The organism is Traorella sp. mt218, assembly GCF_055420025.1.
Genome location: NZ_JBVAYM010000002.1, coordinates 56,551 through 77,440, shown reverse-complemented (window position 1 = coordinate 77,440; position 20,890 = coordinate 56,551). Strand labels below are relative to the sequence as shown.

The window sequence follows — 20,890 nt, the reverse complement described above, 5'->3', positions numbered from 1 at the left end:
CCTTTTTTAATGAATCAGAACTTCACCTGCATCAACTTCTTTACCATAACAGTCTAAGCTTACTTCCTTATCATACCCACCTGTAAATATGACCATTGTTGTCATATCAACTCCCTTTTCTTTCATAAACGATGAATCAAATTCTATCAACCCATCTCCTGCCTTCACTTTATCTCCTTTAGATTTAAGAACTTTAAATCCTTCTCCATTAAGATGAACCGTATCTAATCCGATATGAACTAATATCTCAATACCCTTTCTTGTTTTTAAACCTATTGCATGTTTTGAAGCAGGAATTAGTATTATTTCTCCATCGACTGGCGATACGACTTTATTTCCATTCGGTACGATCGCAAAACCATCACCCATCATTTTTGATGCGAACACCTGATCATTTACTTTTTCAATAGGGATACATACTCCTTTAATTGGCGATACGATCTCATTACTTTCTTTTCTTAAAAAGTTAAACATTCTTATGACCTCCAATATATAAAAACTCTCTGAAACACCTGTTAAGGTAATGCCTCAGAGAGTTACAATCCTTGCTTATTTATTTACATAAGTATAATAACATGTAGTGTAAACGCTGTCAATAAGCAAATTTTCATTTTGAAATCAGGCTAAAAAAATAACGGTATTCTTATTAATTTAACATTTTAGATTTTCTTTCCATCTGATCCGCTTAATAAAACGCAAATGCAACGCAAATTGCTTACGTTGCATTTATAATGAAATATTCAAATGAAACATCTTATAAACTTTTTCCTACGAAATAAGCAATATTGACTGCATCGATCACTGAACCCACACATTCACAGTCACCGACCATAACAGTATCTTTACATACTCCATATAATGACATTGCTTCTTCCTTTAAAGCTTTTCTTCCTGCTGCATTGATGATCGTATCAAATCCTATCTTTTCTTCTTTGCCATTGATCTCAACGATGACCTGATCCTCTTCGATTTCTTTGCAGCACGCCTGAGTAACTACATGCAAATTATCCTGCTTGTCCATGTGCTGTTTCAAGGCAATCCGGTACAACATATTTCCATTCAAGGCAATATCATCCGCCATCTCAACAATTGTCACATCATGTCCCTCTAAAGATAATTCTAATCCTAATTCACAGCCAATGGAACCTCCACCGATGATCACTGCTTTATGACCTACTTTTGCTTTTGATTCGATGGCTGTCAATGAATCCATCATTTTTTCAGCTCCTTTGATATGTAAATTCGCAGAAGCAGATCCCACTGCAACAATCAAACGATCCGGCTTTAATATTTCCAGCATCTTTTTATCAGCCTTTGTATTCAAGCGGACATCTATCGATGATTTTTCTATCTGATGGGTCAAATATTTCTGATAAGCTCTCAGATCTTCTTTAAAAGGTCCTTCACTGGCCCACTTCAAAAGGCCTCCAAGATGATCCTCCTTTTCCAGTAAGGTTACATGATGACCCTGGTCACTGGCAGACAAAGCAGCAACCATACCGCTGACACCACCACCTACGATCACGACATGTTTCTTTGTTGTTTTGATCGGTTGTGTCAATGCCATACGATCCTCTCTTCTGAATCGCGGATTCACAGAACACTGCACATTCCAATGGTCAGTCGCTATATGATAACAATGCATACAGCGAATGCATGGAACGATATCCTCTTCATGACCATTCATGATCTTCTTTGGCCAATATGGATCAGCTATCAAAGAACGTCCAAACATACAGCAATCCGTATAGCCTTTTTCTATCAATTCATTGGCCTCTTCGGGATTCATCACAGCTCCAACCAGACATACCAGCAAATTTGTATTCTCTTTTACTTTTTTCGCAAATGCCGCATTATAATTATGAGGCTCGAAAATCGTAGGTACGGCATGTACATTGGCTGCATGATAAACATCCATGCCACAGCTGATATTTACCATATCCGCTAACCCTTCAATTTCTTTGATGAAATAAAGCATATCTTCTTCCGGATATGTTTCCGGTACCATCAATTGCCGAGATAGACGAACGATGATCGGATAATCCGGACCTACTGCTTTACGAATGATTTCTAAAGCTTCTTTTGGGAAACGGCAGCGGTTTTCAAGACTTCCGCCATACTCATCTTCTCTTTGATTCCATACCGGTGATAAAAACTGTGATCCTAAAGAATCATGTCCAAAATGAAGTGTTACCGCATCAAACCCGATCTTTTTACACTTGACACAGAATTGAGCTGTTTCCTCTGCTAATTCACGCATCTTTTCATGCGTAAAGGCCTTCATCTTTAAACCATCAAAACGAATGCCGTCCATCGGCCCATATACATAACCTTCTTCATCCGGCACCATGGAAAAGAAGCCTACTTCACAAGCTACCTTGGCACCATCTTGCTTTGCGACATTGATCTGTTCCTTTGTTACATCCAATTCATATTTATTGAAAAGATCCACTCCCTCACCGGGAATATGTACCAATGCACTACCGCCCATTGAACGATCCCATGCACTTATTGCACCATAATTGGTGCTTGATATGATCTTATGTGAGGCAATGATTCCCATCGGTGCCGCAACGATACGATTACGTAGCATCATGCCATTGACCTTTAAGGGTGAAAACAACGCTTCAACTTTCATAAATAAACTCCTGTACTTAAAACTCCTAATACGACCAATACGACACAGATCACAAATTTCAAAAATCCGCCAATATGCAGCTTTTCAAAAAATGATCTCAGCCATGGCAGGCTGACAAGTACCACACCTAAAAAGCATAAGGCTGTCAGCCATGCCTTCTCAATCAGGAAAAGAAGGCACATAGCGGCAAATATACCCGGTATGATCCAGCTATACAGCTTTCGCATCTTACGACTGAATTCAAGATCGCCCAAATAGAATTTTTGATTCATTATAAAATTCTACCCTGCTCATCGATCAGCTGAATATTGGTATAAGCGTTTTTAAGCTCAGGAAGGGTTGCGATATACTTTTTCAGGGCCGCTTTTGCTGCGGCATCACTTTCACCGTCATGCTTTACTTTTAATGTAAGGCCCTGCATTGAAACAACCTCAAAATGAATTCCTTCCCATTCCAGACCATTTAATTTTTCATGTAAGATCTTTGCTTTTGGACTTCCAATCTGTAACATATTTTCCTTCCTTTCTATAAAAGAAAGCAACAATGCTGACACTGCTGCTTTCCATTTTTATTTAAGCTTCAACGGCTTCATTTCCTTCTTCTTCAAGAGCCTGCTTATCAATCAATTTCACAAATGGGAACCAGATGGCCATATCGATCACAATGATCAAAACCTGTAAGATAGCTCCTTGTACCGGTGTAGATATACCTAATAAACCTTGGATGATACCTGGCATCGTCCAGCTTGGATTGACACCGTTTGGACGTCCGACAAGTCCGGACCACATAGCGAAATAAGCTACACAGGTATTCACGATAACACCACCCATATAAGGGATGAACAGCATAGGGTTCAACATGATAGGAATACCGAACAACAATGGTTCACCGATATTAAAGATCTGTGGAACGATGGCAACTCTTGCCAATTGCTTGTATCTCTTTGATTTCGCAAAGAAGAATAATACGATGGCTAATCCTAAGGTAGCTCCGATACCACCAATCTGAATTGAGTTCAACAATCCTGTACCATAGATATTCGGAAGTGCTTCACCGGCAGCTAAAGCTGCGGCATTTGCTTCATTGGCAGACATCTGCAATGCATCCATGAAAGGTACGACGCTTGAACCATGGATACCACAGAACATTGCCAGTGTCATTACTACTTCTGTAATGAGCAAGCCTCCAAAGCTTGTACCTAAGCCTTGCAATGGTGTCTGGATAAATGTATAAATCAACTGGTGAATCGAACCAAATTCTGTTGCGGCCATTGCCTGTCCGATCAAAGAGCATCCAAATACGATGATAAATGCCGAAATCAATACGGCGAATGTAGCTTCAATATAATGAGGTACCCCTGCAGGCATCTTGATCGTTACATTATGATCAGCACATAATTTCACAAAACGTACGACCAAGAAACTTACGATGAAAGCTGAGAACATACCTGCATGACCCAACCATGATGTTGGAATAGAAGTATATAATTCAGTCGGTGTCAGCAGTAAGAACGCTGCTACTGCCAATGGAATACATGCCAGTGGTTCATCCACATTCAATCTCTTTGCATAAAGATACGGCAATACTAATACGGTATAAAAAGCGATACAGCTGATTGTCCAAGACTGGGCATTCATGAATACTGTTCCAATCATCGGATGTTCAGCAAGGAAAGGCTGCCATCCTCCTATATCCAAAAACGCAAACAGACAAGCAAAAGAACCAACAACCGTAATCGGAAGCAATACCTGCATTGCTTCTGCCAATGCCTGTAAGAAATTCATCTTGTGAACCCACTCAGCAAGCGGTTCTACAAAGGCTGAAATCTTATCCATTAATTTTTCCATAATTTCCTCCTTCAATAATGATTTACTTTTTTAAATGTTCGAGTACTGTCTTCAAGACTTTCTCACCATTCATCATTCCATAATCCACCGTATCCACGACCATGAATTCAATGCCTTTATCCGCATATTTTTCTTCGAAAGTCTTCTTCTTAAAACGTACCTGTGGCCCTAACAGTACAATATCAGCTCCGTCGATCAGCTCATCCAGCTTTGTATATGGATATGCATTGATCGTTGCCTCGACCCCTAATTTCTTAGCAGCTTCCTGCATACGCGTTGTCAACATCCCTGTACTTGCACCATGCTCACAAACCAAGATAATGTTATACACCTCTTTCACCTCCTTATTTATTGACGTGTCTTATAAACACGTATAAATCTTTCAGCCAGATCCCTTGTCAATTCTGCTGCACTTAAATGATTCGACGCATGAATCAGCATCATGGTAGCTGTTATGCATCCCGGATCCCTTGCTTCCTGGACCAAAAGACCTGTATGGATCTCATGTGCCTTTTGGATAGATTCATCACTGTGCTTCAAGCTTTCTTCAGCACCCTTGAAGTCCCCGGCCTCTGCATTTTCAATGGCTTCCATTGAATAACTTTTCCCATCACCTGCATGAGCAATGATCTGACAGGCAACGTTATTGATTTCTTCTATCGTCATAGCTTCCACCTCTCATTTACACTTTCAGTTTACTCAAACAAAAATAACCTTTCAATCTCAGCTTTTGCCCTTTGACCATGCAAAAAACAAAAACAAATCTATAAGAGAATTGGGTAGAATTATAGTGGAGGAAATACTATGGCTAATTTGGATAAAAAGCTTCAAACAATCTCATATCTTAATAATCAAACCGATTGGACGACCACGACAACACTCGCCAATCATTTGGAAATTTCAGTACGAAGCGTCAAATACTGTATCTCAGAAATCAATAAAGAATACCCAAAATTGATTATTTCATCAAATAAAGGCTATAAGATCGATAAAGAACAAGCAAGCACCATCCTCAATGTTCATAGCAACTCAAACATTCCTCGTAACTATGAAGAGAGAAAGAGAATGATCATCATTTCTATCCTTTTAGAAAAACAGCGTCCGACGATCAGTGAGCTTTCAGAACGCCTCTGTATCTCACCAGTCACGCTGCAAAATGAATTATCAAAGATCAGAACTGAAATCTCAAAATATCATCTGAATGTTCATACCCGCAATGATATCGTTTCAATTACAGGGTTATCTAAAGATAAAAGAAAGATCATCCTTGATTTGATCAATAGTGAAATTCAAAATTCATATCTCTCACTCGACCGTGTGCAGCTCATATTTACAACCGTAGACCTCACAAAAATCGAAAAACTGGTGATAGGAATCTTAACCGAAAATGAATATTTCCTTGATTCCCACTCCCTCTTCAATTATGTGTTGCACATCGCATTAACGATTGAACTGAGGGGAAACCGTCAGGATATGAAAGATGTCCGCACCCCTATTGAACAGGAAGCCTTAATGGAACTGGGTTCCCCTCATGCTCAGAAAATCGTCAACGAGATCTATTTGAAATTAAAGGAAATATACAATACTGATTATTCTTTGCTTGATATCTATCAAGCCAGCGTACTCATGATGACCCGAGTCGTTTCAAACAATGTCACATCGATTCGCTATAATCAGATTGAGTCGATCCTTGGCAAGGATATCAGCGATCTTATTGAAAAGATCGTTACTTCCGTTGATAATACATACTGTGTCAATCTTAGAAATGAAAACTTTCTGATACGATTTGCTTTTCATTTAAAAAATCTGTTAGTACGCCTTGAACATCACATCAGTATCAACAACCTTCAATTCAGCGGTATTAAAAATGATTATCCCTTGATTTATGCGATATCCGTACACATATCCAATGTAATTTATGAATGCAGCGGCTATGTGCTTCCGGAAGATGAGATTGCTTATATTGCCCTTCATGTAGGTGTGCTTATGGATGAAAACAAAGCCTTACATGATAAAGTAAATGCCATCATCATCTGTCCGAATTATTATTCACTTGGTCAAAAGATATCCAAAAAGCTTTCCGGCATTTATTCTGAGAATCTTTTGATCAGCAATGTCCTAACATCCATTCGCAGTGACATGGACCTTTGCGGTGTTGAATTGATCTTATCGACAGAACCCATCGACACATCTATTTCAATCCGGCATTATATCTTAAATCCTTTTGTGACAGAAACCGATATCCGTAATATTTTTACTATTATTGATGATATCAAGAACAATAAGATAAAAAATGTCATTCGTGATAAGATCATGTATTTCTTCCATGAAGATTTATTTTTCACGGATAAGAAATTTAAAAATGATGTTGATGCGATAGAAACGATGTGTGATGTCATGATCTCTCATCAGTATGTAGATGCCTCCTATAAGGATGAAATTTATGCTCATGAGAAAATATCTCCCAGCTCTTATGGCAATATCGCCATTCCTCATCCTTTAAACAACAAGGCGAAATCCAGCGTGATAGCCGTCAGCCTGAATCCTGAACCGATATCCTGGGGCATCAATCAGGTCAATCTGGTATTCATGCTTTCACTAAAAGAAGAGGACCGTGATTTATTTTCAGATATTTTTGAATTTATCACGCAAATATTAAAAGATGAACATATCTTTAAAAAAGTTATGAATATCAAGACCTTTGATGAATTTATCAATTATTTGGTTTCATTTTATTAGAAAAGAGGATCATCATGAAAAAAATAACTGCATCTCCCATCAAACGACTGATCGCATATATCATCGACTGGTATCTAAGTGCTTTATGCATGTCCCTGTCAATCTGTCTTTTTGCCAGTATCTATCAGGGAAAGCTTACGATTGATACGACGATTTCAAAGCTTCCTTTTTCTTATGCCTTGACGTCACTCATTGTCGGTATTATACTTGTTTATATCTATTATGTCATGCCTCAATGGATCGCTCCTACATATAGGGGACAGTCTTTAGGGAAAAGGGTGATGCATATTCGTATCGTTCGCACAGATGGAAAAGATGTTCGTTCTTTAACGATATTTTTACGGACAGTCATAGGTATTATCCTGGTCGAAGAAACCTTCAATAATGCTTCATTTGTGTTACGCAGCGTCTTGGGAATGGTTATTGACAATCAGCTGGTTGTTTATCTCTATTATGCGTTTTGCATCGTATCACTGATTTCGATCATCATGCTTTTCAAAGATCCACTCGGACAAATGATCCATGATAAGATTGCAGGCACATTTGTTATTGATACAAAGGAGAAGTAGTATGGAAGTTACGATTCAGGCTAATGTTGAAGCGAAAGCTTATTTCGATTTTATTCTTTCAACCGTGCAGACAAGTCTGGAAGTAGCCGGAAGCAATGAGAAAATCAAAAAGGGCATTACCTTTGAAAAAAGTCTTAATACCGGCTTTATGAAAACAGAAATGTGCAAGGTCAAAGTTACGGATTATGTATATCCAAAAATCATCGAATTAGACTATGTATCTAAATCCGGTACGAATACGATCCGTTATGTCATCCTTCCTAAAGGAAAGGATGCCTGTGAAGTAACCTATCGGGAAACAAAATATGATGCTAATCATGTTGAAAAGAAGATAGGCGCATGGAGCGAAAAAGGCTATCGTAAAAAATTAGAAAAAAGAATGAATGCTGTTACCCAGTATTTGATCGAACAAAAAAATAAAAATGAAACAAACACAGCTGGACAATAGGCTGTGTTTTTATAAAAGATAGGAATATCTATAATTATTAATTTTCTACATTAATCAAAAATACCATAAGAAAAGATATAACTTATTATAGCTACATCTCTTTCTTATCATTCTTTAAATTATAGCACCGATACCATATCCTTCAAATACAGCTTCCTGTATTTTTCTGGTCCTTATCGCATCACCTGCTTCATAAATCTCTGGAGTGATACCATAGAAAGACTCTACAAGCTTACGATCGGCACGCACACCTGCACATAGGATCACAGTATCTGCCTGTATTGTTTCGCATGAACCGTCCTGGTGTTGAAGAACTGCCTCATTATCTTTAATTTCAATACACTTTGTTTGATAATGAATCTGAATCGGCTCTTGTAATGATTCATATTTTTGACGTAAAGCAATACGATACAACATATTGCCCTGAGCAGCTAATTGATCGGTTAATTCCACGATCGTCGGATGTTTTCCTTTCAGCTCTGCAAGCTCCAATGCCAGCTCTGCACCAATGGTACCACCGCCGATGATGAGCGGATGATCTCCTACAAGCGATTCGTCTTCAATGGCCTGTACATAACTGATCACATGTTTCTTTTCACTTCCTTTTATAGGAAGGCTCATAGGCTTACCACCAACAGCAATGACCAAGGCATCCGGTTTCAGCTCTTTTACCATTTGTGGATCTGCTTCACAGGAAAGGCGTACATCAACATTTGATTTTGCCAATTGATTCTTTAAATACTGCAGATACGCACGAATATCTTCTTTATAATATTCCTTGGAAATTAAATTTAAAGCACCGCCGGCACTTGCTTCTTTTTCAAGCAAGATGACATGATGTCCTCGCTTGCTGGCAGTTATGCTTGCCATGATACCTGCCGGTCCCGCTCCGATGACTACGACCCTTTTTGGTGTTTCACATGGCTTCAGCTCTTTATCAATAAACTTTTCATTGTGATAGCGTGGATTGACCGAACAGCCTACATTACGACGATTGGTCGAGATATGATAGCATTGTAAGCATCGGATACAAGGAATGATATCTTCGCTCTTACCATCTCTTGCCTTATTTGGCCAATAAGGATCCGCAATAAAGCTTCGTCCAAAAGCTACTAAGTCGACATCTTCATTCGCAAGCAACCCTTCCGCTTCCGAAGGATTCATAATCGCTCCGACAACAGCTACCTTGATCTTCTTAACATGCTTCTTGACCTCTCTTGCCCACTTGACATTTGGCATATGCTCACAAAAATTAGTCGTAGCCATCCTCACATTACCTTCGTGATTGATATCCAATCCGGCAGAAATCTGTACGGAATCTATGTAAGGCTCTGCCATTAAGATAAATTGCAGCGTATCTTTAAATTCAATTGATCCGGGAACACACTCTTCACCGGAAATACGCATATCAATCGGATAATTTGCACCTACTGCCTGACGGATCCTTTCAAGGATCATCAATGGAAATTTTGCTCTGTTTTCAAGGCTGCCTCCATATTCATCTGTCCGATGATTAAATAAAGGAGAAATAAACTGAGCCGGCAGCCATCCATGGGCAAAATGCAAGAAAATCGCATCAAATCCCAGATTCTTTGCATCCAAAGCACTCTGTGCATATAAATCGGCAATTCTTTCCATGCCTTCTTTATCCAAGGCTCTCACCTCAACACCATCATCACGAACAAAAGAGCACGGACCTACTGCATATTCACCAGGAAGGACACGTGCATACTGTCCGGCATGAAAGATTTCAATCGATGCACGGGCACCTGCACGATGGCATATACGAATCTTTTCCTGTGTTTTTTCTACTTCATATTTGAAAAAACCACTTTGTTCATTTCCACTGGCAAAGCTGCTTCTGCCCGGTTCAACAATCGTATGTCCACATATAACAAGGGCTGCTCCTCCAAGTGCTTTTTCAGAAAATTCTTCACCGATCGGTGCTGCAATGATGCGATTTTTTAAAATCATGTCATTCACCTTTAACGGAGAAAATAAATGTTGATATTTCATGTCTTGACCCTCTCTTCCATCCTTATTATCAATCAAAACATGATTTTTTCATATCTTCTCTTTTGCCCCTAGAAAGGGCAAATAAAAGACGTCATGCTTTTAAACATAACGTCTTTTTCATAACTTAAATTGCCCAAACACCATTTTTGAAGATCTGATGTCTGTTTCCATCATGATCAACACCAACGATATCCAAGTCCTCGCTGCCGACCATAAAATCCACATGATTGATGGATTCATTGAAACCAACTTTCTTAAAATCTTCCTCACTCATATTTTCATAGCCTCGGATATTATTCTTGAAGGCTTCACCAAAGGCTAAATGACAGCAGGCATTCTCATCAAATAATGTATTTGAGAAAAGAAGACCTGTCTGGTTGATCGGTGAATCATAAGGAACAAGTGCAACTTCACCCAGATGACGGGAGTTTTCATCCATATTCAACATATTTTCTAAGATATCCTGTCCTTTTTCAGCGCTCACTTCAACACACTTGCCATCCTTGAAAGTCACCTTAAAGTTTTCTACTAACTGTCCCTGTAAAGATAAAGGTTTGGTTGAGTAGACCACACCATTGACACCATCACGTTTCGGCATCGTGAATACTTCCTCAGTTGGCATATTTGCGGTAAAATCATTTCCCAGCATATTTGTTTCACGAGCACTGATCCAATAGTGATTTGGCTGTAATTTTAATGTCAGATCCGTTCCATTGCTTGATTTATATTCCAGATAATCAAGATTCATCTCATTTAATTTCGTGCTCTTTTCCTGTAAATCATCAATATGATCCTTCCATGCCTGAACCGGATCCGGCTGATCAAGACGCATTGTCTTAATGATTGCTTCCCATAATTTGCTGACAGCTTCATCATCGCTCAATTCAGGGAACACCTTTTTTGCCCATTTAACAGAAGGAATAGCAACGATGACCCACTGATTTCGATTATCTTCCTTGTCGCTGTATTTTTTCAAAACAGAATAGCGGGCCTTTCTGACAGCTGCATATTTCTTTAGATCGATACCATTATAGGCATCCGGATCTGCATCATCAACATAGATCTTACAAGGCAGCGTTTCAGCACGATACTTGGCTTTTTCTTCCTGCCATGTCAATACTTCAGACATGACCTTCTCATCTTCATACAACCAGCGAAGCTTATCAATTTCTTCATTGAGCCATTCAACCTTGACGCTTCTGGCTTTATCCTCATAGCAAACTTTAACGATTTCCTTAACGAAATCAGCACATTTTGTCGATGCGGTGATTTCCACATCCTGACCTTCTTTTAAATTAATTCCAATTTCAACTGCGAGTTTCGCGTATTCTTCATAAATTTTTTGATTCATCTTACTCTCCTGCTACGACCACATCACGTAAATATACGGCACAAGGCACGATATAATTATTAATCTGTCGTGTTTCTTTAGAAAATTTCATATTTTTTACTGCTTTAGAAAAATTTGCGGATATCGATCCTCCGGCAACCGGATGAACACCCCGGGCATCTTTTTCATATCCTAAACGGATCTCACCACCAAAGCTTCCCGTAATCGGATCCATGATAAATGAACTAAAATCCGTAACTTCCAGATAAGGCTCTTTTTTCATATCTTCAATGCTCATGCTTCCACCATGTACGACAACATTATTGATCGATGTCGTATCATCCATATGGATATAGTGAGCATGCTGGATGCTTCCCCAGAACGTCTTACATACACCTTTATCAAAGAGAATGCGATCTTTTACAGGATTACCATCCATATCATAGGCATCATTTTTCGTAGAACCATCCATATGTGCCTTTAACTCGATCGTTAGATCATCTGCATCATCTCCGCTCATCTTCTCATCAATCTTAGCTTTCGCAATACCCATGTATTGATTAGCAGCATTGGTATGCGAAGTAAAATACTGGAAGAACTGAACCACATCATCTCCGCTTAAGATAACATTGGCATGCTCGTTCTTTTTGGTCGATACGGCCTTTAAACGGGCTTCACCACTAATGAACATCTTTTCGATTTCCAAAGTGATCTCTTCACCCTTTTTATTCGCAAAGCGCAAATCTTTATAAAGCTCGATTTCATGACCTTCTTTGCTGGTATTGATCACAGCCTCTACTTCACAATCAAAGCCATAGAAAGTAACATCCACGCCCTGAGAATTAAGGATATGGGTTTTCTTCTTATTAACGAAGACCTCATAAGAGTTAACTTTCTCATTCTCTTTTGCCTTAACCTTCTGCATCGCTTCACAAATCTTCACCAGCTCTTCTGTCAGATTTACATCTAAGTCATTTCCCTCACTTTGCTGATCGGCAACTAATGGGAACCATGGATTTTGTACAAACCGGGCAGCAAAGATGGCTTTATCAATTTCTTTCTTTATTTCCTCCACACTATATGTCGGATGAATTTCCTTTGTGGCACTGCCGCGATATTTTTTATCATCGCTGTCTACATAGACCGTTACCATGGTATGCGTAACCTCCTTGGCACGGCTCATATCCAGTTTTTGACCGATAAAGAAGGCTTCCTGTGAATAGGTCGTGATCTCTTTAATGATAAAATCACTGGCTTTGCTTTCTTTTAATATTGGATAAAGTTCTTTTTTCATTAGCCTAACCTCACTTTACACTTCAAATAAGGACCTCCGTCACTTACCTTGACCCATTCCTTATGTCCTTTGCCACAGGCTCCGCTGCCAAACATTTCAAAATCATTTGAAATCATCGAAATGCTCTTCAACATATCCGGTACATAGCCTGTCAAGGTTACCGGAGCTACTACTTTTCCTGTCAGCTTACCATCCTTGATTTCTCTGCCCATGGCTACCACACACTGAATTCCCCAGTGCTTTGGATCTTCCATACCTGAATCCATGCCCTCTAAAAGATAACCATGCTTAATAGAAGCTATCATATCATCCAAGGAATCTGTACCTGAAGCAAACAGGGTATTGGTCATTCTCGCATAAGCCTTACGCTCAAAGCTTTCACGCTTTCCATTTCCTGTCGGCACTGTTTTTAATCGCAATGCACTTAACAGATCGCTGATACCTCTGACAAGAGTCCCATGATCGATAATAGTTGTATCGGATCCCAAAGCACCTTCATCATCAAACATATAACTGCTGACCTGTGAGGCACTCAAGGCACCGTCCTTCATGGAAGTGATATCACTGGCAACCTTCTTGCCAATATAATCCTTCGCCAAAGCACGTTCTTTCACAAACATATCCATTTCCACACCATGACCAAAGGCTTCATGAGCAATCAGACCGGTAACCTCCGGTGTCGTGATCACATCATACATGCCCGGAACCACTGCTTCTGCATTCAGCTTATCATTGAGATCTTGAATGATCTTTTCTACCTTATCATCCATTTCATCTAAGATCTCCGCACCCTTTAATCCTGAAAAAGACTCATAAGCCATTTCAGTCTTTTCACCATTGCTTCCGATTGCGGCAGCCATTCCTTCCGCATAAGCATAGCTTTGCATCAGATCTTTTTTATCGGATAAAAACATCTTATTGACATGGGCAAACTGCATCGCAGCCTGAAACTCAATGACCCCCTCATGCTTTGCACCGGCATCACTGATCTTTTTCAGATGTGCTAAGATATCCTCAGCACTCATCTCTTCCGGATTTACCTCAATTTCATTCATCATTATTTTGGTCATTTCTTCTTCATGGATCAGTGGTGATTCCATCTTAGAAATACCCAAATTCTCCAAAGCTTTCAGCTCATCCTTTAGAACCGAAGCAATCGTCTTTGCACATGCTTCAACATCTTCACATTCATTGAAAGAATACTCACAGTAACTGCCATTCTCATAAACACGTACCACAAAGCCTCTTTCACTAAAGCCATAGTCACCAACATTTGTCTGTCGCTGTCCCACACGATAGCTGGTGCCGGATACATCCGTGCATAATACACTGACATATTCAAATTCATTATCTAAAAGAGTGATCAATTCCTTGATTTTAGGTTTGATTTCCATCAGATATCCTGACATTTTGACTTGCATATATCAACCCTCCTATGTGTAAGATTTTACTCTTATTTTATTTCATTGTCTATCGAAATAAACAAATTCAACCACCAGTTGCATACTCTTTTAAATCATCATAAAAGTTTCTGATATGTTTTATCAATGGCAAGTGCTCCCAAAGGTGCCGTGATCAAAATTGAAACGACTGCTACCGTTAAAACGCTTTGTCCGCAAGCCAGTCCCATCGCCATAGGTACAGAGCCGATTGCCGCCTGTACGGTAGCTTTTGGGCAATAGGCAATCATACAGAAAAGCCGCTCTTTCATATTTAAATTTGTTTTCAACAGGCACACGAAGACTCCTGCCATTCTAAACAATAGAACTGATAATATTAAAAGTATAGGTGCCCAGCCAAGTGTCAACGCATATTGCAGATCAATAACTGCCCCAACAAGCACAAATAAGAATATTTCACCAATGACCCACATCTTTGAATAATCCTTTGATAATAGGCGAGCGTTGCCCTCGCTTTTCTTCTGAAGAGCAGCTCCCATGCTCATCACACCGATCAGTGATGCAAACGGTAAATGACTTATGTCTTCAAAAGATACCATAAGAAGTGAACAACCTAATACAAGTATAATTTTCATCATACGATTCAAATCCCATTTTTCTAGGATCCATGCAATAAGCAATCCTATAAGCATGCCACCTAAAATACCTGTAATAATTGAAACAGGCACATTTAGTAAATGATTCCAAGTAAAAGGAGACTCACTCGCCAATGATGTAAATGAAGTAAACAGGGCAATCACAAAAACATCATCAACACTCGCTCCTGCCATGATCAATTGCGGAATACCTTTTTTTGTTCCGGCTTTCTCTTCCATCAGCTTCAGCATCTTTGGTACGACAACGGCCGGTGATACGGCTGCGATCACGCTTCCTAAAATCAATGAATCTAAAAGATTCATTCCTAAAAATATAGGTGCCAAGACAACCATGCCCAAGATCTCAAAACATGCCGGTACAAAACACATCAAAAAGGCTGGGCGACCTACTTTCTTTAAATCTTCAATACTTAAATTTAAACCGGCACGTGTCAAAATAATGATCAAAGCAATTTTTCGTATATCTGCCGATATATTTAGAATTGAGTCATCCAGAAGACCAAACATGGAGGGTCCTAATAAGATTCCACATAAAAGCATACCAATCAAGGACGGTAAACCTAGTTTTTTAAACAACTCCCCAAAAATCATCCCCATGATCAATATCAAAGCAATACTAAACAGCATATTCACACCCCCATAAAAAAAGCTGATGAGCTGTATGAAAAAAACATACAGATGTCATCAGCGTAATTGCGGTTTAGGCAAAAGCCAAGGGAGAACATCATTCCCATGGATACTCTAACACAATCACCTCATTTCTTCAACATCAATTTTTTTGTATGAATAAAAAAATCAAAATATTTTTAAAGAAAAGTGGGAATTTTGATCTTTTAGTGGATATATAATAGTAGGAAGACATAAAATCAAATACAATTAGGCATTACTTTAAGTATGTAAGTCCTACGGCTTGTGAGGCTGGTTGGCACCTAAGTTTATTAGACCTGTACTTTCATTTATGGGTAAGGAAATGATAGACTGTACGATAAAAACTGATTGAAGTATGCATATGGAAACCCTCCAAAAACATGACATGGCTATTAAGTACGAAGAAGCAAGATTGTTACCCGAAAACCTGCCTCACAGCCATATGATAAATGATGTCTTCTACTTTTAAGATTTGGGCATTACTTTAAGTATGTAAGTCCCATGGGTTGTGAGGTAAAAATCACCTGATCTACAGGCTTTCGATTGCAGGAAGGTGATGGTGTGTATGGTGGATATATTCAGAGAACTACGCTTATTGATTCATGCAATGAGGCGTTTTCTTGAAAGTATCGATAAACTACTAAACAAAAAAGGAAGTAGTTTCCACCCAAACTACCTCACAGCCATATTATAAAAAATCCTATAAGAATTTTCAATCTAAAATATCAGTTTTTTAATCTGGGCAATACTTTAAGTATATAAGTCCCTGGGCTGTGAGATAGATAAAAATCACCTGATCTACAGGTTTTCGATTGCAGGAAGGTGATGGTGTATATGGTGGATATATTTAGAGAACTGCGCTTATTGATTCATGCGATAAGACGACTTCTTGAAAGTATGATAAAACTATTGAGCATAAAAAAAGCGAGATAGTCTACCACAACCTACCTCACAACCTCATTATAGAAGAGTTTTAGGAAATAAGCAAGAGGCATTAGGTCTTTCAAAAATCCATAACACCTACCTATGTAAGTCCTCGTCCTTACTTAAGTTGTTTGATCCATCAAATGGTTCATTGCTTCATATTTTACATTACGCACATTCACTCTCTCTTTGTTTTTATAAAAGTGCAACAGCCCATATCACTCACTTTCTTAAATCCTATTTTCTCATAAAATCCAACATTATCTTCATCACTCAATAAAACAATCTGGTAAACATTTTGATATTTTTCAAATATCGCATTTATCAATGCTGTCCCAATCCCCTTTTTTTGATAATCAGGATGTACGATCAAATCTTGTATATAAACAATTGAATATCCATCACCTACGACACGAATGATACCTGCTAATTTTTCTTCCACATAGGCACTCATAATGCATAAAGAATGCTGGTAAGCATTTTTAAGCATGACCGGGGTCATGTGTATAATTTTCCCATCCAACACTTTTATATAATGAAAACATCATTATCAATCTTTCTCTGCAATAAAATGATTTTACCACTATCCTTTTATCCTATTTATGTGTAAAATAAGCTTTGTGTAAATTAAAAGGAGAATTTATGATTCAATTAGTAGTATGCGATTTAGATGAAACACTGTTGACCAGTGATAAAAAAATAACTGAAAAGGATAATTCAGCCATCCAAAAAGCAAGAGCTAAAGGAGTTAAATTCGTTTGTGCAACAGGTCGAGGTTATTCCTACATTGATGATATATTAATGACATTAGATGTCTATCATAAAGAAAATGAATATGTCATTTCAAACAACGGGGCTATTATTACCGAAAATAAAGATAATGATGAGCTTTCGTTTCATAAGCTTTCTAATACGATTGCTTTTCAGATCATTGAACTGGGATTCAGATTAAAACTTTGTGTACAAGTCTTTACTTCAAAAGATGTTTATTCTTTTAATACGAATGAGGATGAAAAGAAATGGCTGCTGATGTTTAAAAAGGATGCAATTCTTTGTAAGGAGAACAATTATGATTTTCTAAAAGACAAAGAAATCGTCAAAGTGATGTATCAGCATCCTGATATGAATGTTTTATTTTCATTGGAATCAAAGTTAAATGATGAAATTAAAAAAAATACGACAATTGCATACTCAAGCAATCGCTATATGGAATTTACAGCTGTCGGCATCAGCAAAGGTGCTGCCTTAAAAGAGCTCACCACAATATTGAACATACCACTAAAAGATACGCTTGCGATTGGTGATAATTATAATGATATATCAATGATTGAAACCGCAGGTATCGGTACCTGTGTCGCCAATGCCAATGATGATGTCAAAAAAGCTTGTCATTATGTTTCACCATTTACTCATGATGAGAATGCAGTTGCTGATATATTAGAAAAATTTGTATTATAAAATCCTGCATAATGCAGGATTTTTTATGATTATATGCTATACGGCATGTTCCTTTAAAAAGTCAGTATTGAAAATATTTTTATCACTCTGACTGTCATATACACAACGTCCTTGTGAATAAGTGTAGAAAAGCCGGAACTGATCATCAACTACAATAAGATCCGCATCTTTTCCTTCTTCAATACTTCCCTTATCATTTGCACCATAAACCATAGCCGGATTCTTTGAGCACATCAGCAATACTTTTTCCAAAGGTAATCCTATATTTTGAACCAGATTTTTCACACTTGAAAGCACTGGTAAAGTCGATCCGCATAAACGACCGGTATCGCTTAAACAATAACCTTTTTCATCAATGGTAACGATCAGCTCATCACCATTACCCATTGCCATGCGATAGCTTCCAATAGGTGCTCCAGACATCGGTACATTATCAGATACCATCATAAACTTATGATAAGCATCATTTTTCATACGTAACATCAATCGGATCATCTCATTGGATACATGCAGACCATCACATATCAATTCATTAAAAACTTCATCACTTAACATACAGGCACCTAACCCACCCATGCGACGATGATGAATTCCAGACATAACATTTGCCGTATGCGTCGTTACAGTAATACCCCATGAAAAAGATCTCATTGCTTCCTCATAATTACAATTACTATGTGCAAATGCACATCTTACATGACGACTTGTCAGATATTCAATAGCTTCTTTGGCTAATGGTAATTCCGGAGCCAAGGCTACCAGCTTCAGCATTCCTTCTGATTCATCGATCATTTTTTGGATATAAGCCAGATCAATATCCGGATGACCTGTATCGATTCCTTTCTCACCTACGCGATTTAAATAAGGGCCTTCGCTATGAATACCGATAGGCTGGGCACCATCCACTTCTTCTTTTGCTATCTTTGCAATTGCTTTAAAATAAGGCAATTCAGCTGTTGGTAAACAACTCGTAACACCTTGCGATGCCAATCCTTTCAAATAACCCCGAACCGTCTTTTCAGTATCCTGGCATTCACCCATCAAACCATATCCCATCGTTCCGTGATTATGTGTATCGATAATTCCTGGTAAGATCATCTTATCCTGAACATCAAGATCACATGTCACATTGGCATTTTTCGATAATATCTCTTTAATCTTTCCATTTTGAATATGTAAGATACCTTCTATACAACCCGCAGGCGTATAGATCCTATTGGAATGAATATACATAAAACCTCCTATTTTAAATCTTTATATGATATCAATTCAATATGATTATCCTCGATCCATTTCTTGAAATCTTCTGATAACAGCATTTCCAGATCACGACATCTTTCAAGTGAAAGTGTTGTCAATGATAATAGTTCTGCATCGACATAGCCCGGATGACCACCAACAAATGCATAATCACAGCTTAAAAGATAATCACTATTATCCAATACATTCTTCAATGGCTGTTTATTCAACTGATCGATTGCATTAAATTCCTTTTTCACCTTTGATACTTCTTTTGGCATAGTCAAAACACTTCCAAAATGGTATTTTTCCCATAGATCCATGGAATAAGGAATACCTGTTTCCTGACTGATTACCTGAATCGCTTCATTGTAATGTTCATGACCTAAAGAATGAGCATGCAAATAAGAAGGTTTTCTTCCACACAACTCAACAAAACGATCATACTGGGCTTTCAACTCTTTATATACTTCATCATATGGAAACATTTCTCTTCTTCCTTTTTCACTTTGAAAACATGGATCTTTGAGTCTTTCCTTCGAACGAATAAATTCCCCATTACCATCAACAAGATGAGGGGCCTCAGCAGGATCGCTTACCGGTGGTCCTGATACTATATTAAAATCAATACCGAAGCAAAAATCCGGTCTTTCTTTTACAAAAGTCGCAGCCCATGGTGCGATTGGCATATTTGTAAACATTCCTGTTGCGGTAATGATCCCATGATCGATCGCCTCAATAATTCCATAAGTCACACCTTTGGTAAATCCATAATCATCACCCTGTACTAATAATTTCATGAATCCTCCTCTATTAAACTTTTATATAATATCTCATAAATCATATTGACCTGTTCCATACTGATACGGTCATCTTTTTTTGTATCTACATAAAATTCATCATGATCCGCAGAAACAAGCAGATATGCATAAGGCATCAGACGTAAAACATTATCACAAGCTTCTGTCTTATCATATTTAACTGTCTGGAAATGATCTTTAAAACATGACTCTTTCTGAAGAGTGGCACATACGATTTTTTCACCTTTTGCCAGGGAATCTAAAATGATCACTTTCTTCTTTGAAAGGTCATGATCCTGAAGCAATTCTTTATAACCTTCATAAGAAGATACGGCATGATCCAAAAATACAAAAGCTGTTTTCCTTGGTTTTTCTTTCATCAGTTTATACATAATTGCGACAGAAGCGCTATTGCGATTCATATTCACCTTAGAAGCTTTATTTATAGACATATAGATCAACATCAAAGCAAAAACTCCCAGCATTAATACATATCCTATCTTCGTTGAAGTCGCTAACTGGTTCCAGCTAAATAAAAGCATCACTGTAATCACACAGGCAAGTATTAAAAGAATCAGATGTATCAAAAATTCCAATGTCTGGATCTGCTGATTTTTCTTTGAATGAAGCGGATAATAACGTGAAGCTGCAAAAAAGTTTCTCTGTGGTGTATCATAAGCTGTCATAAAAACAGTATCTGCATGTTGTAAGTCACCAATGATCAGATTGGTACATTCAAAAAAACGTGTTTTCATTTTTTCGCTTCGATAAGCAAGATTCAATTTTTTCGCATCTTCGATCATCATATCTATAAATGCCGTTTTTTGATTCCTGTTATAGCGAATAGGAATCATGATCGCATAACGCAATAATTCTTCTTTCAT

The 20,890-nt window shown here is 38.1% G+C and carries 20 protein-coding genes and 1 riboswitch; of the genes, 4 read left to right on the top strand and 16 right to left on the bottom strand.

The genetic code is table 11. The features are described 5' to 3' along the window. Positions 1-6 precede the first annotated feature (6 nt). The 7 genes from ACZYT3_RS01510 to ACZYT3_RS01480 all read right to left on the bottom strand — a co-directional run bounded on the left by ACZYT3_RS01510 (position 7) and on the right by ACZYT3_RS01480 (position 5,151). On the bottom strand, positions 7-474 hold the full coding sequence (locus tag ACZYT3_RS01510; RefSeq protein ID WP_464087426.1) for a PTS sugar transporter subunit IIA: 468 nt from the start codon (positions 472-474) through the stop codon (positions 7-9). 280 nt (positions 475-754) lie between these two features. Then, positions 755-2,638: an FAD-dependent oxidoreductase gene (locus tag ACZYT3_RS01505; protein ID WP_464087425.1), complete on the bottom strand. Its 1,884-nt coding sequence runs from the start codon at positions 2,636-2,638 to the stop codon at positions 755-757. Beyond that, positions 2,635-2,910 carry a hypothetical protein gene (locus ACZYT3_RS01500; RefSeq protein ID WP_464087424.1) on the bottom strand — a complete coding sequence of 92 codons (276 nt, stop codon included), beginning with the start codon at positions 2,908-2,910 and terminating at the stop codon, positions 2,635-2,637. Before ACZYT3_RS01500 ends, ACZYT3_RS01505 begins: the two co-directional genes overlap by 4 nt. Then, positions 2,910-3,149 (bottom strand): hypothetical protein, encoded by a 240-nt coding sequence (locus tag ACZYT3_RS01495; protein ID WP_294562464.1) that lies wholly within the window; start codon positions 3,147-3,149, stop codon positions 2,910-2,912. The genes ACZYT3_RS01500 and ACZYT3_RS01495 overlap by 1 nt, the downstream gene beginning before the upstream one ends. Positions 3,150-3,210: 61 nt before the next feature. Beyond that, positions 3,211-4,485: a PTS sugar transporter subunit IIC gene (locus tag ACZYT3_RS01490; protein ID WP_464087423.1), complete on the bottom strand. Its 1,275-nt coding sequence runs from the start codon at positions 4,483-4,485 to the stop codon at positions 3,211-3,213. A gap of 22 nt (positions 4,486-4,507) precedes the next feature. Then, a complete protein-coding gene (locus tag ACZYT3_RS01485; RefSeq protein ID WP_294562459.1) occupies positions 4,508-4,816 on the bottom strand; it encodes a PTS sugar transporter subunit IIB in 309 nt (102 codons plus the stop codon). A 17-nt stretch (positions 4,817-4,833) separates the two neighbouring features. Next, positions 4,834-5,151, bottom strand: coding sequence for a PTS lactose/cellobiose transporter subunit IIA (locus tag ACZYT3_RS01480; RefSeq protein ID WP_294562457.1), 318 nt, complete (start codon positions 5,149-5,151; stop codon positions 4,834-4,836). A 138-nt stretch (positions 5,152-5,289) separates the two neighbouring features. On the opposite strand from ACZYT3_RS01480, the gene ACZYT3_RS01475 reads away from it, so the two are divergent. Genes ACZYT3_RS01475 through ACZYT3_RS01465 form a run of 3 tightly spaced genes read left to right on the top strand, consistent with a single transcriptional unit; the run spans position 5,290 to position 8,241 of the window. Further along, positions 5,290-7,224: a BglG family transcription antiterminator gene (locus tag ACZYT3_RS01475; protein WP_464087422.1), complete on the top strand. Its 1,935-nt coding sequence runs from the start codon at positions 5,290-5,292 to the stop codon at positions 7,222-7,224. A gap of 14 nt (positions 7,225-7,238) precedes the next feature. After that, positions 7,239-7,793: an RDD family protein gene (locus ACZYT3_RS01470; RefSeq protein ID WP_464087421.1), complete on the top strand. Its 555-nt coding sequence runs from the start codon at positions 7,239-7,241 to the stop codon at positions 7,791-7,793. A gap of 1 nt (position 7,794) precedes the next feature. Further along, positions 7,795-8,241 carry a DUF3284 domain-containing protein gene (locus ACZYT3_RS01465; protein WP_294562453.1) on the top strand — a complete coding sequence of 149 codons (447 nt, stop codon included), beginning with the start codon at positions 7,795-7,797 and terminating at the stop codon, positions 8,239-8,241. Positions 8,242-8,355: 114 nt separating this feature from the next. Here the strand turns inward: ACZYT3_RS01465 and ACZYT3_RS01460 are convergent, their stop codons facing one another. From ACZYT3_RS01460 to ACZYT3_RS01435, 6 genes are all read right to left on the bottom strand, one after another. Further along, entirely contained in the window at positions 8,356-10,257 is a 1,902-nt protein-coding gene (locus ACZYT3_RS01460) for an oxidoreductase (protein ID WP_464087420.1), read from the bottom strand. Positions 10,258-10,381: 124 nt separating this feature from the next. Next, entirely contained in the window at positions 10,382-11,608 is a 1,227-nt protein-coding gene (locus tag ACZYT3_RS01455; RefSeq protein ID WP_294562725.1) for an aminopeptidase, read from the bottom strand. Between the two features lies 1 nt (position 11,609). After that, positions 11,610-12,881, bottom strand: a complete 1,272-nt coding sequence (locus ACZYT3_RS01450; protein ID WP_464087419.1) for a metallopeptidase TldD-related protein — start codon at positions 12,879-12,881, stop codon at positions 11,610-11,612. Beyond that, complete coding sequence (locus tag ACZYT3_RS01445; RefSeq protein WP_464087418.1) at positions 12,881-14,302, bottom strand: TldD/PmbA family protein; 1,422 nt, start codon at positions 14,300-14,302, stop codon at positions 12,881-12,883. The genes ACZYT3_RS01450 and ACZYT3_RS01445 overlap by 1 nt, the downstream gene beginning before the upstream one ends. A gap of 98 nt (positions 14,303-14,400) precedes the next feature. Continuing rightward, positions 14,401-15,564, bottom strand: a complete 1,164-nt coding sequence (locus ACZYT3_RS01440) for a cation:proton antiporter (RefSeq protein WP_464087417.1) — start codon at positions 15,562-15,564, stop codon at positions 14,401-14,403. A gap of 41 nt (positions 15,565-15,605) precedes the next feature. Then, a riboswitch (Fluoride riboswitch) is annotated at positions 15,606-15,678 on the bottom strand. Positions 15,679-16,687: 1,009 nt separating this feature from the next. Beyond that, on the bottom strand, positions 16,688-16,999 hold the full coding sequence (locus ACZYT3_RS01435; RefSeq protein ID WP_464087497.1) for a GNAT family N-acetyltransferase: 312 nt from the start codon (positions 16,997-16,999) through the stop codon (positions 16,688-16,690). Positions 17,000-17,151: 152 nt separating this feature from the next. Here ACZYT3_RS01435 and ACZYT3_RS01430 point away from each other — a divergent pair, with 152 nt between their 5' ends. Further along, complete coding sequence (locus ACZYT3_RS01430; protein ID WP_464087416.1) at positions 17,152-17,967, top strand: HAD family hydrolase; 816 nt, start codon at positions 17,152-17,154, stop codon at positions 17,965-17,967. Between the two features lie 36 nt (positions 17,968-18,003). Here ACZYT3_RS01430 and ACZYT3_RS01425 read toward each other — a convergent pair whose 3' ends face one another. From ACZYT3_RS01425 to ACZYT3_RS01415, 3 genes are read right to left on the bottom strand one after another with little or no spacing between them, the layout of a single operon-like run. Then, positions 18,004-19,200, bottom strand: coding sequence for an N-acetylglucosamine-6-phosphate deacetylase (locus ACZYT3_RS01425; protein ID WP_464087415.1), 1,197 nt, complete (start codon positions 19,198-19,200; stop codon positions 18,004-18,006). 8 nt (positions 19,201-19,208) lie between these two features. Continuing rightward, the gene (locus ACZYT3_RS01420; protein ID WP_464087414.1) at positions 19,209-20,006 is read right to left on the bottom strand and encodes a ChbG/HpnK family deacetylase; all 798 of its coding nucleotides are present in this window, start codon (positions 20,004-20,006) and stop codon (positions 19,209-19,211) included. Continuing rightward, complete coding sequence (locus tag ACZYT3_RS01415) at positions 20,003-20,890, bottom strand: hypothetical protein (RefSeq protein WP_464087413.1); 888 nt, start codon at positions 20,888-20,890, stop codon at positions 20,003-20,005. The genes ACZYT3_RS01420 and ACZYT3_RS01415 overlap by 4 nt, the downstream gene beginning before the upstream one ends.

What these genes read in the sequence shown, in the direction of transcription:
- ACZYT3_RS01510 (WP_464087426.1), bottom strand. Translation starts at nt 474, where the DNA reads ATGTTTAACTTTTTAAGAAAAGAAAGTAATGAGATCGTATCGCCAATT.
- ACZYT3_RS01505 (WP_464087425.1), bottom strand. Translation starts at nt 2,638, where the DNA reads ATGAAAGTTGAAGCGTTGTTTTCACCCTTAAAGGTCAATGGCATGATG.
- ACZYT3_RS01500 (WP_464087424.1), bottom strand. Translation starts at nt 2,910, where the DNA reads ATGAATCAAAAATTCTATTTGGGCGATCTTGAATTCAGTCGTAAGATG.
- ACZYT3_RS01495 (WP_294562464.1), bottom strand. Translation starts at nt 3,149, where the DNA reads ATGTTACAGATTGGAAGTCCAAAAGCAAAGATCTTACATGAAAAATTA.
- ACZYT3_RS01490 (WP_464087423.1), bottom strand. Translation starts at nt 4,485, where the DNA reads ATGGAAAAATTAATGGATAAGATTTCAGCCTTTGTAGAACCGCTTGCT.
- ACZYT3_RS01480 (WP_294562457.1), bottom strand. Translation starts at nt 5,151, where the DNA reads ATGACGATAGAAGAAATCAATAACGTTGCCTGTCAGATCATTGCTCAT.
- ACZYT3_RS01475 (WP_464087422.1), top strand. Translation starts at nt 5,290, where the DNA reads ATGGCTAATTTGGATAAAAAGCTTCAAACAATCTCATATCTTAATAAT.
- ACZYT3_RS01470 (WP_464087421.1), top strand. Translation starts at nt 7,239, where the DNA reads ATGAAAAAAATAACTGCATCTCCCATCAAACGACTGATCGCATATATC.
- ACZYT3_RS01465 (WP_294562453.1), top strand. Translation starts at nt 7,795, where the DNA reads ATGGAAGTTACGATTCAGGCTAATGTTGAAGCGAAAGCTTATTTCGAT.
- ACZYT3_RS01460 (WP_464087420.1), bottom strand. Translation starts at nt 10,257, where the DNA reads ATGAAATATCAACATTTATTTTCTCCGTTAAAGGTGAATGACATGATT.
- ACZYT3_RS01455 (WP_294562725.1), bottom strand. Translation starts at nt 11,608, where the DNA reads ATGAATCAAAAAATTTATGAAGAATACGCGAAACTCGCAGTTGAAATT.
- ACZYT3_RS01450 (WP_464087419.1), bottom strand. Translation starts at nt 12,881, where the DNA reads ATGAAAAAAGAACTTTATCCAATATTAAAAGAAAGCAAAGCCAGTGAT.
- ACZYT3_RS01445 (WP_464087418.1), bottom strand. Translation starts at nt 14,302, where the DNA reads ATGCAAGTCAAAATGTCAGGATATCTGATGGAAATCAAACCTAAAATC.
- ACZYT3_RS01440 (WP_464087417.1), bottom strand. Translation starts at nt 15,564, where the DNA reads ATGCTGTTTAGTATTGCTTTGATATTGATCATGGGGATGATTTTTGGG.
- ACZYT3_RS01435 (WP_464087497.1), bottom strand. Translation starts at nt 16,999, where the DNA reads ATGCTTAAAAATGCTTACCAGCATTCTTTATGCATTATGAGTGCCTAT.
- ACZYT3_RS01430 (WP_464087416.1), top strand. Translation starts at nt 17,152, where the DNA reads ATGATTCAATTAGTAGTATGCGATTTAGATGAAACACTGTTGACCAGT.
- ACZYT3_RS01425 (WP_464087415.1), bottom strand. Translation starts at nt 19,200, where the DNA reads ATGTATATTCATTCCAATAGGATCTATACGCCTGCGGGTTGTATAGAA.
- ACZYT3_RS01420 (WP_464087414.1), bottom strand. Translation starts at nt 20,006, where the DNA reads ATGAAATTATTAGTACAGGGTGATGATTATGGATTTACCAAAGGTGTG.
- ACZYT3_RS01415 (WP_464087413.1), bottom strand. Translation starts at nt 20,890, where the DNA reads ATGAAAGAAGAATTATTGCGTTATGCGATCATGATTCCTATTCGCTAT.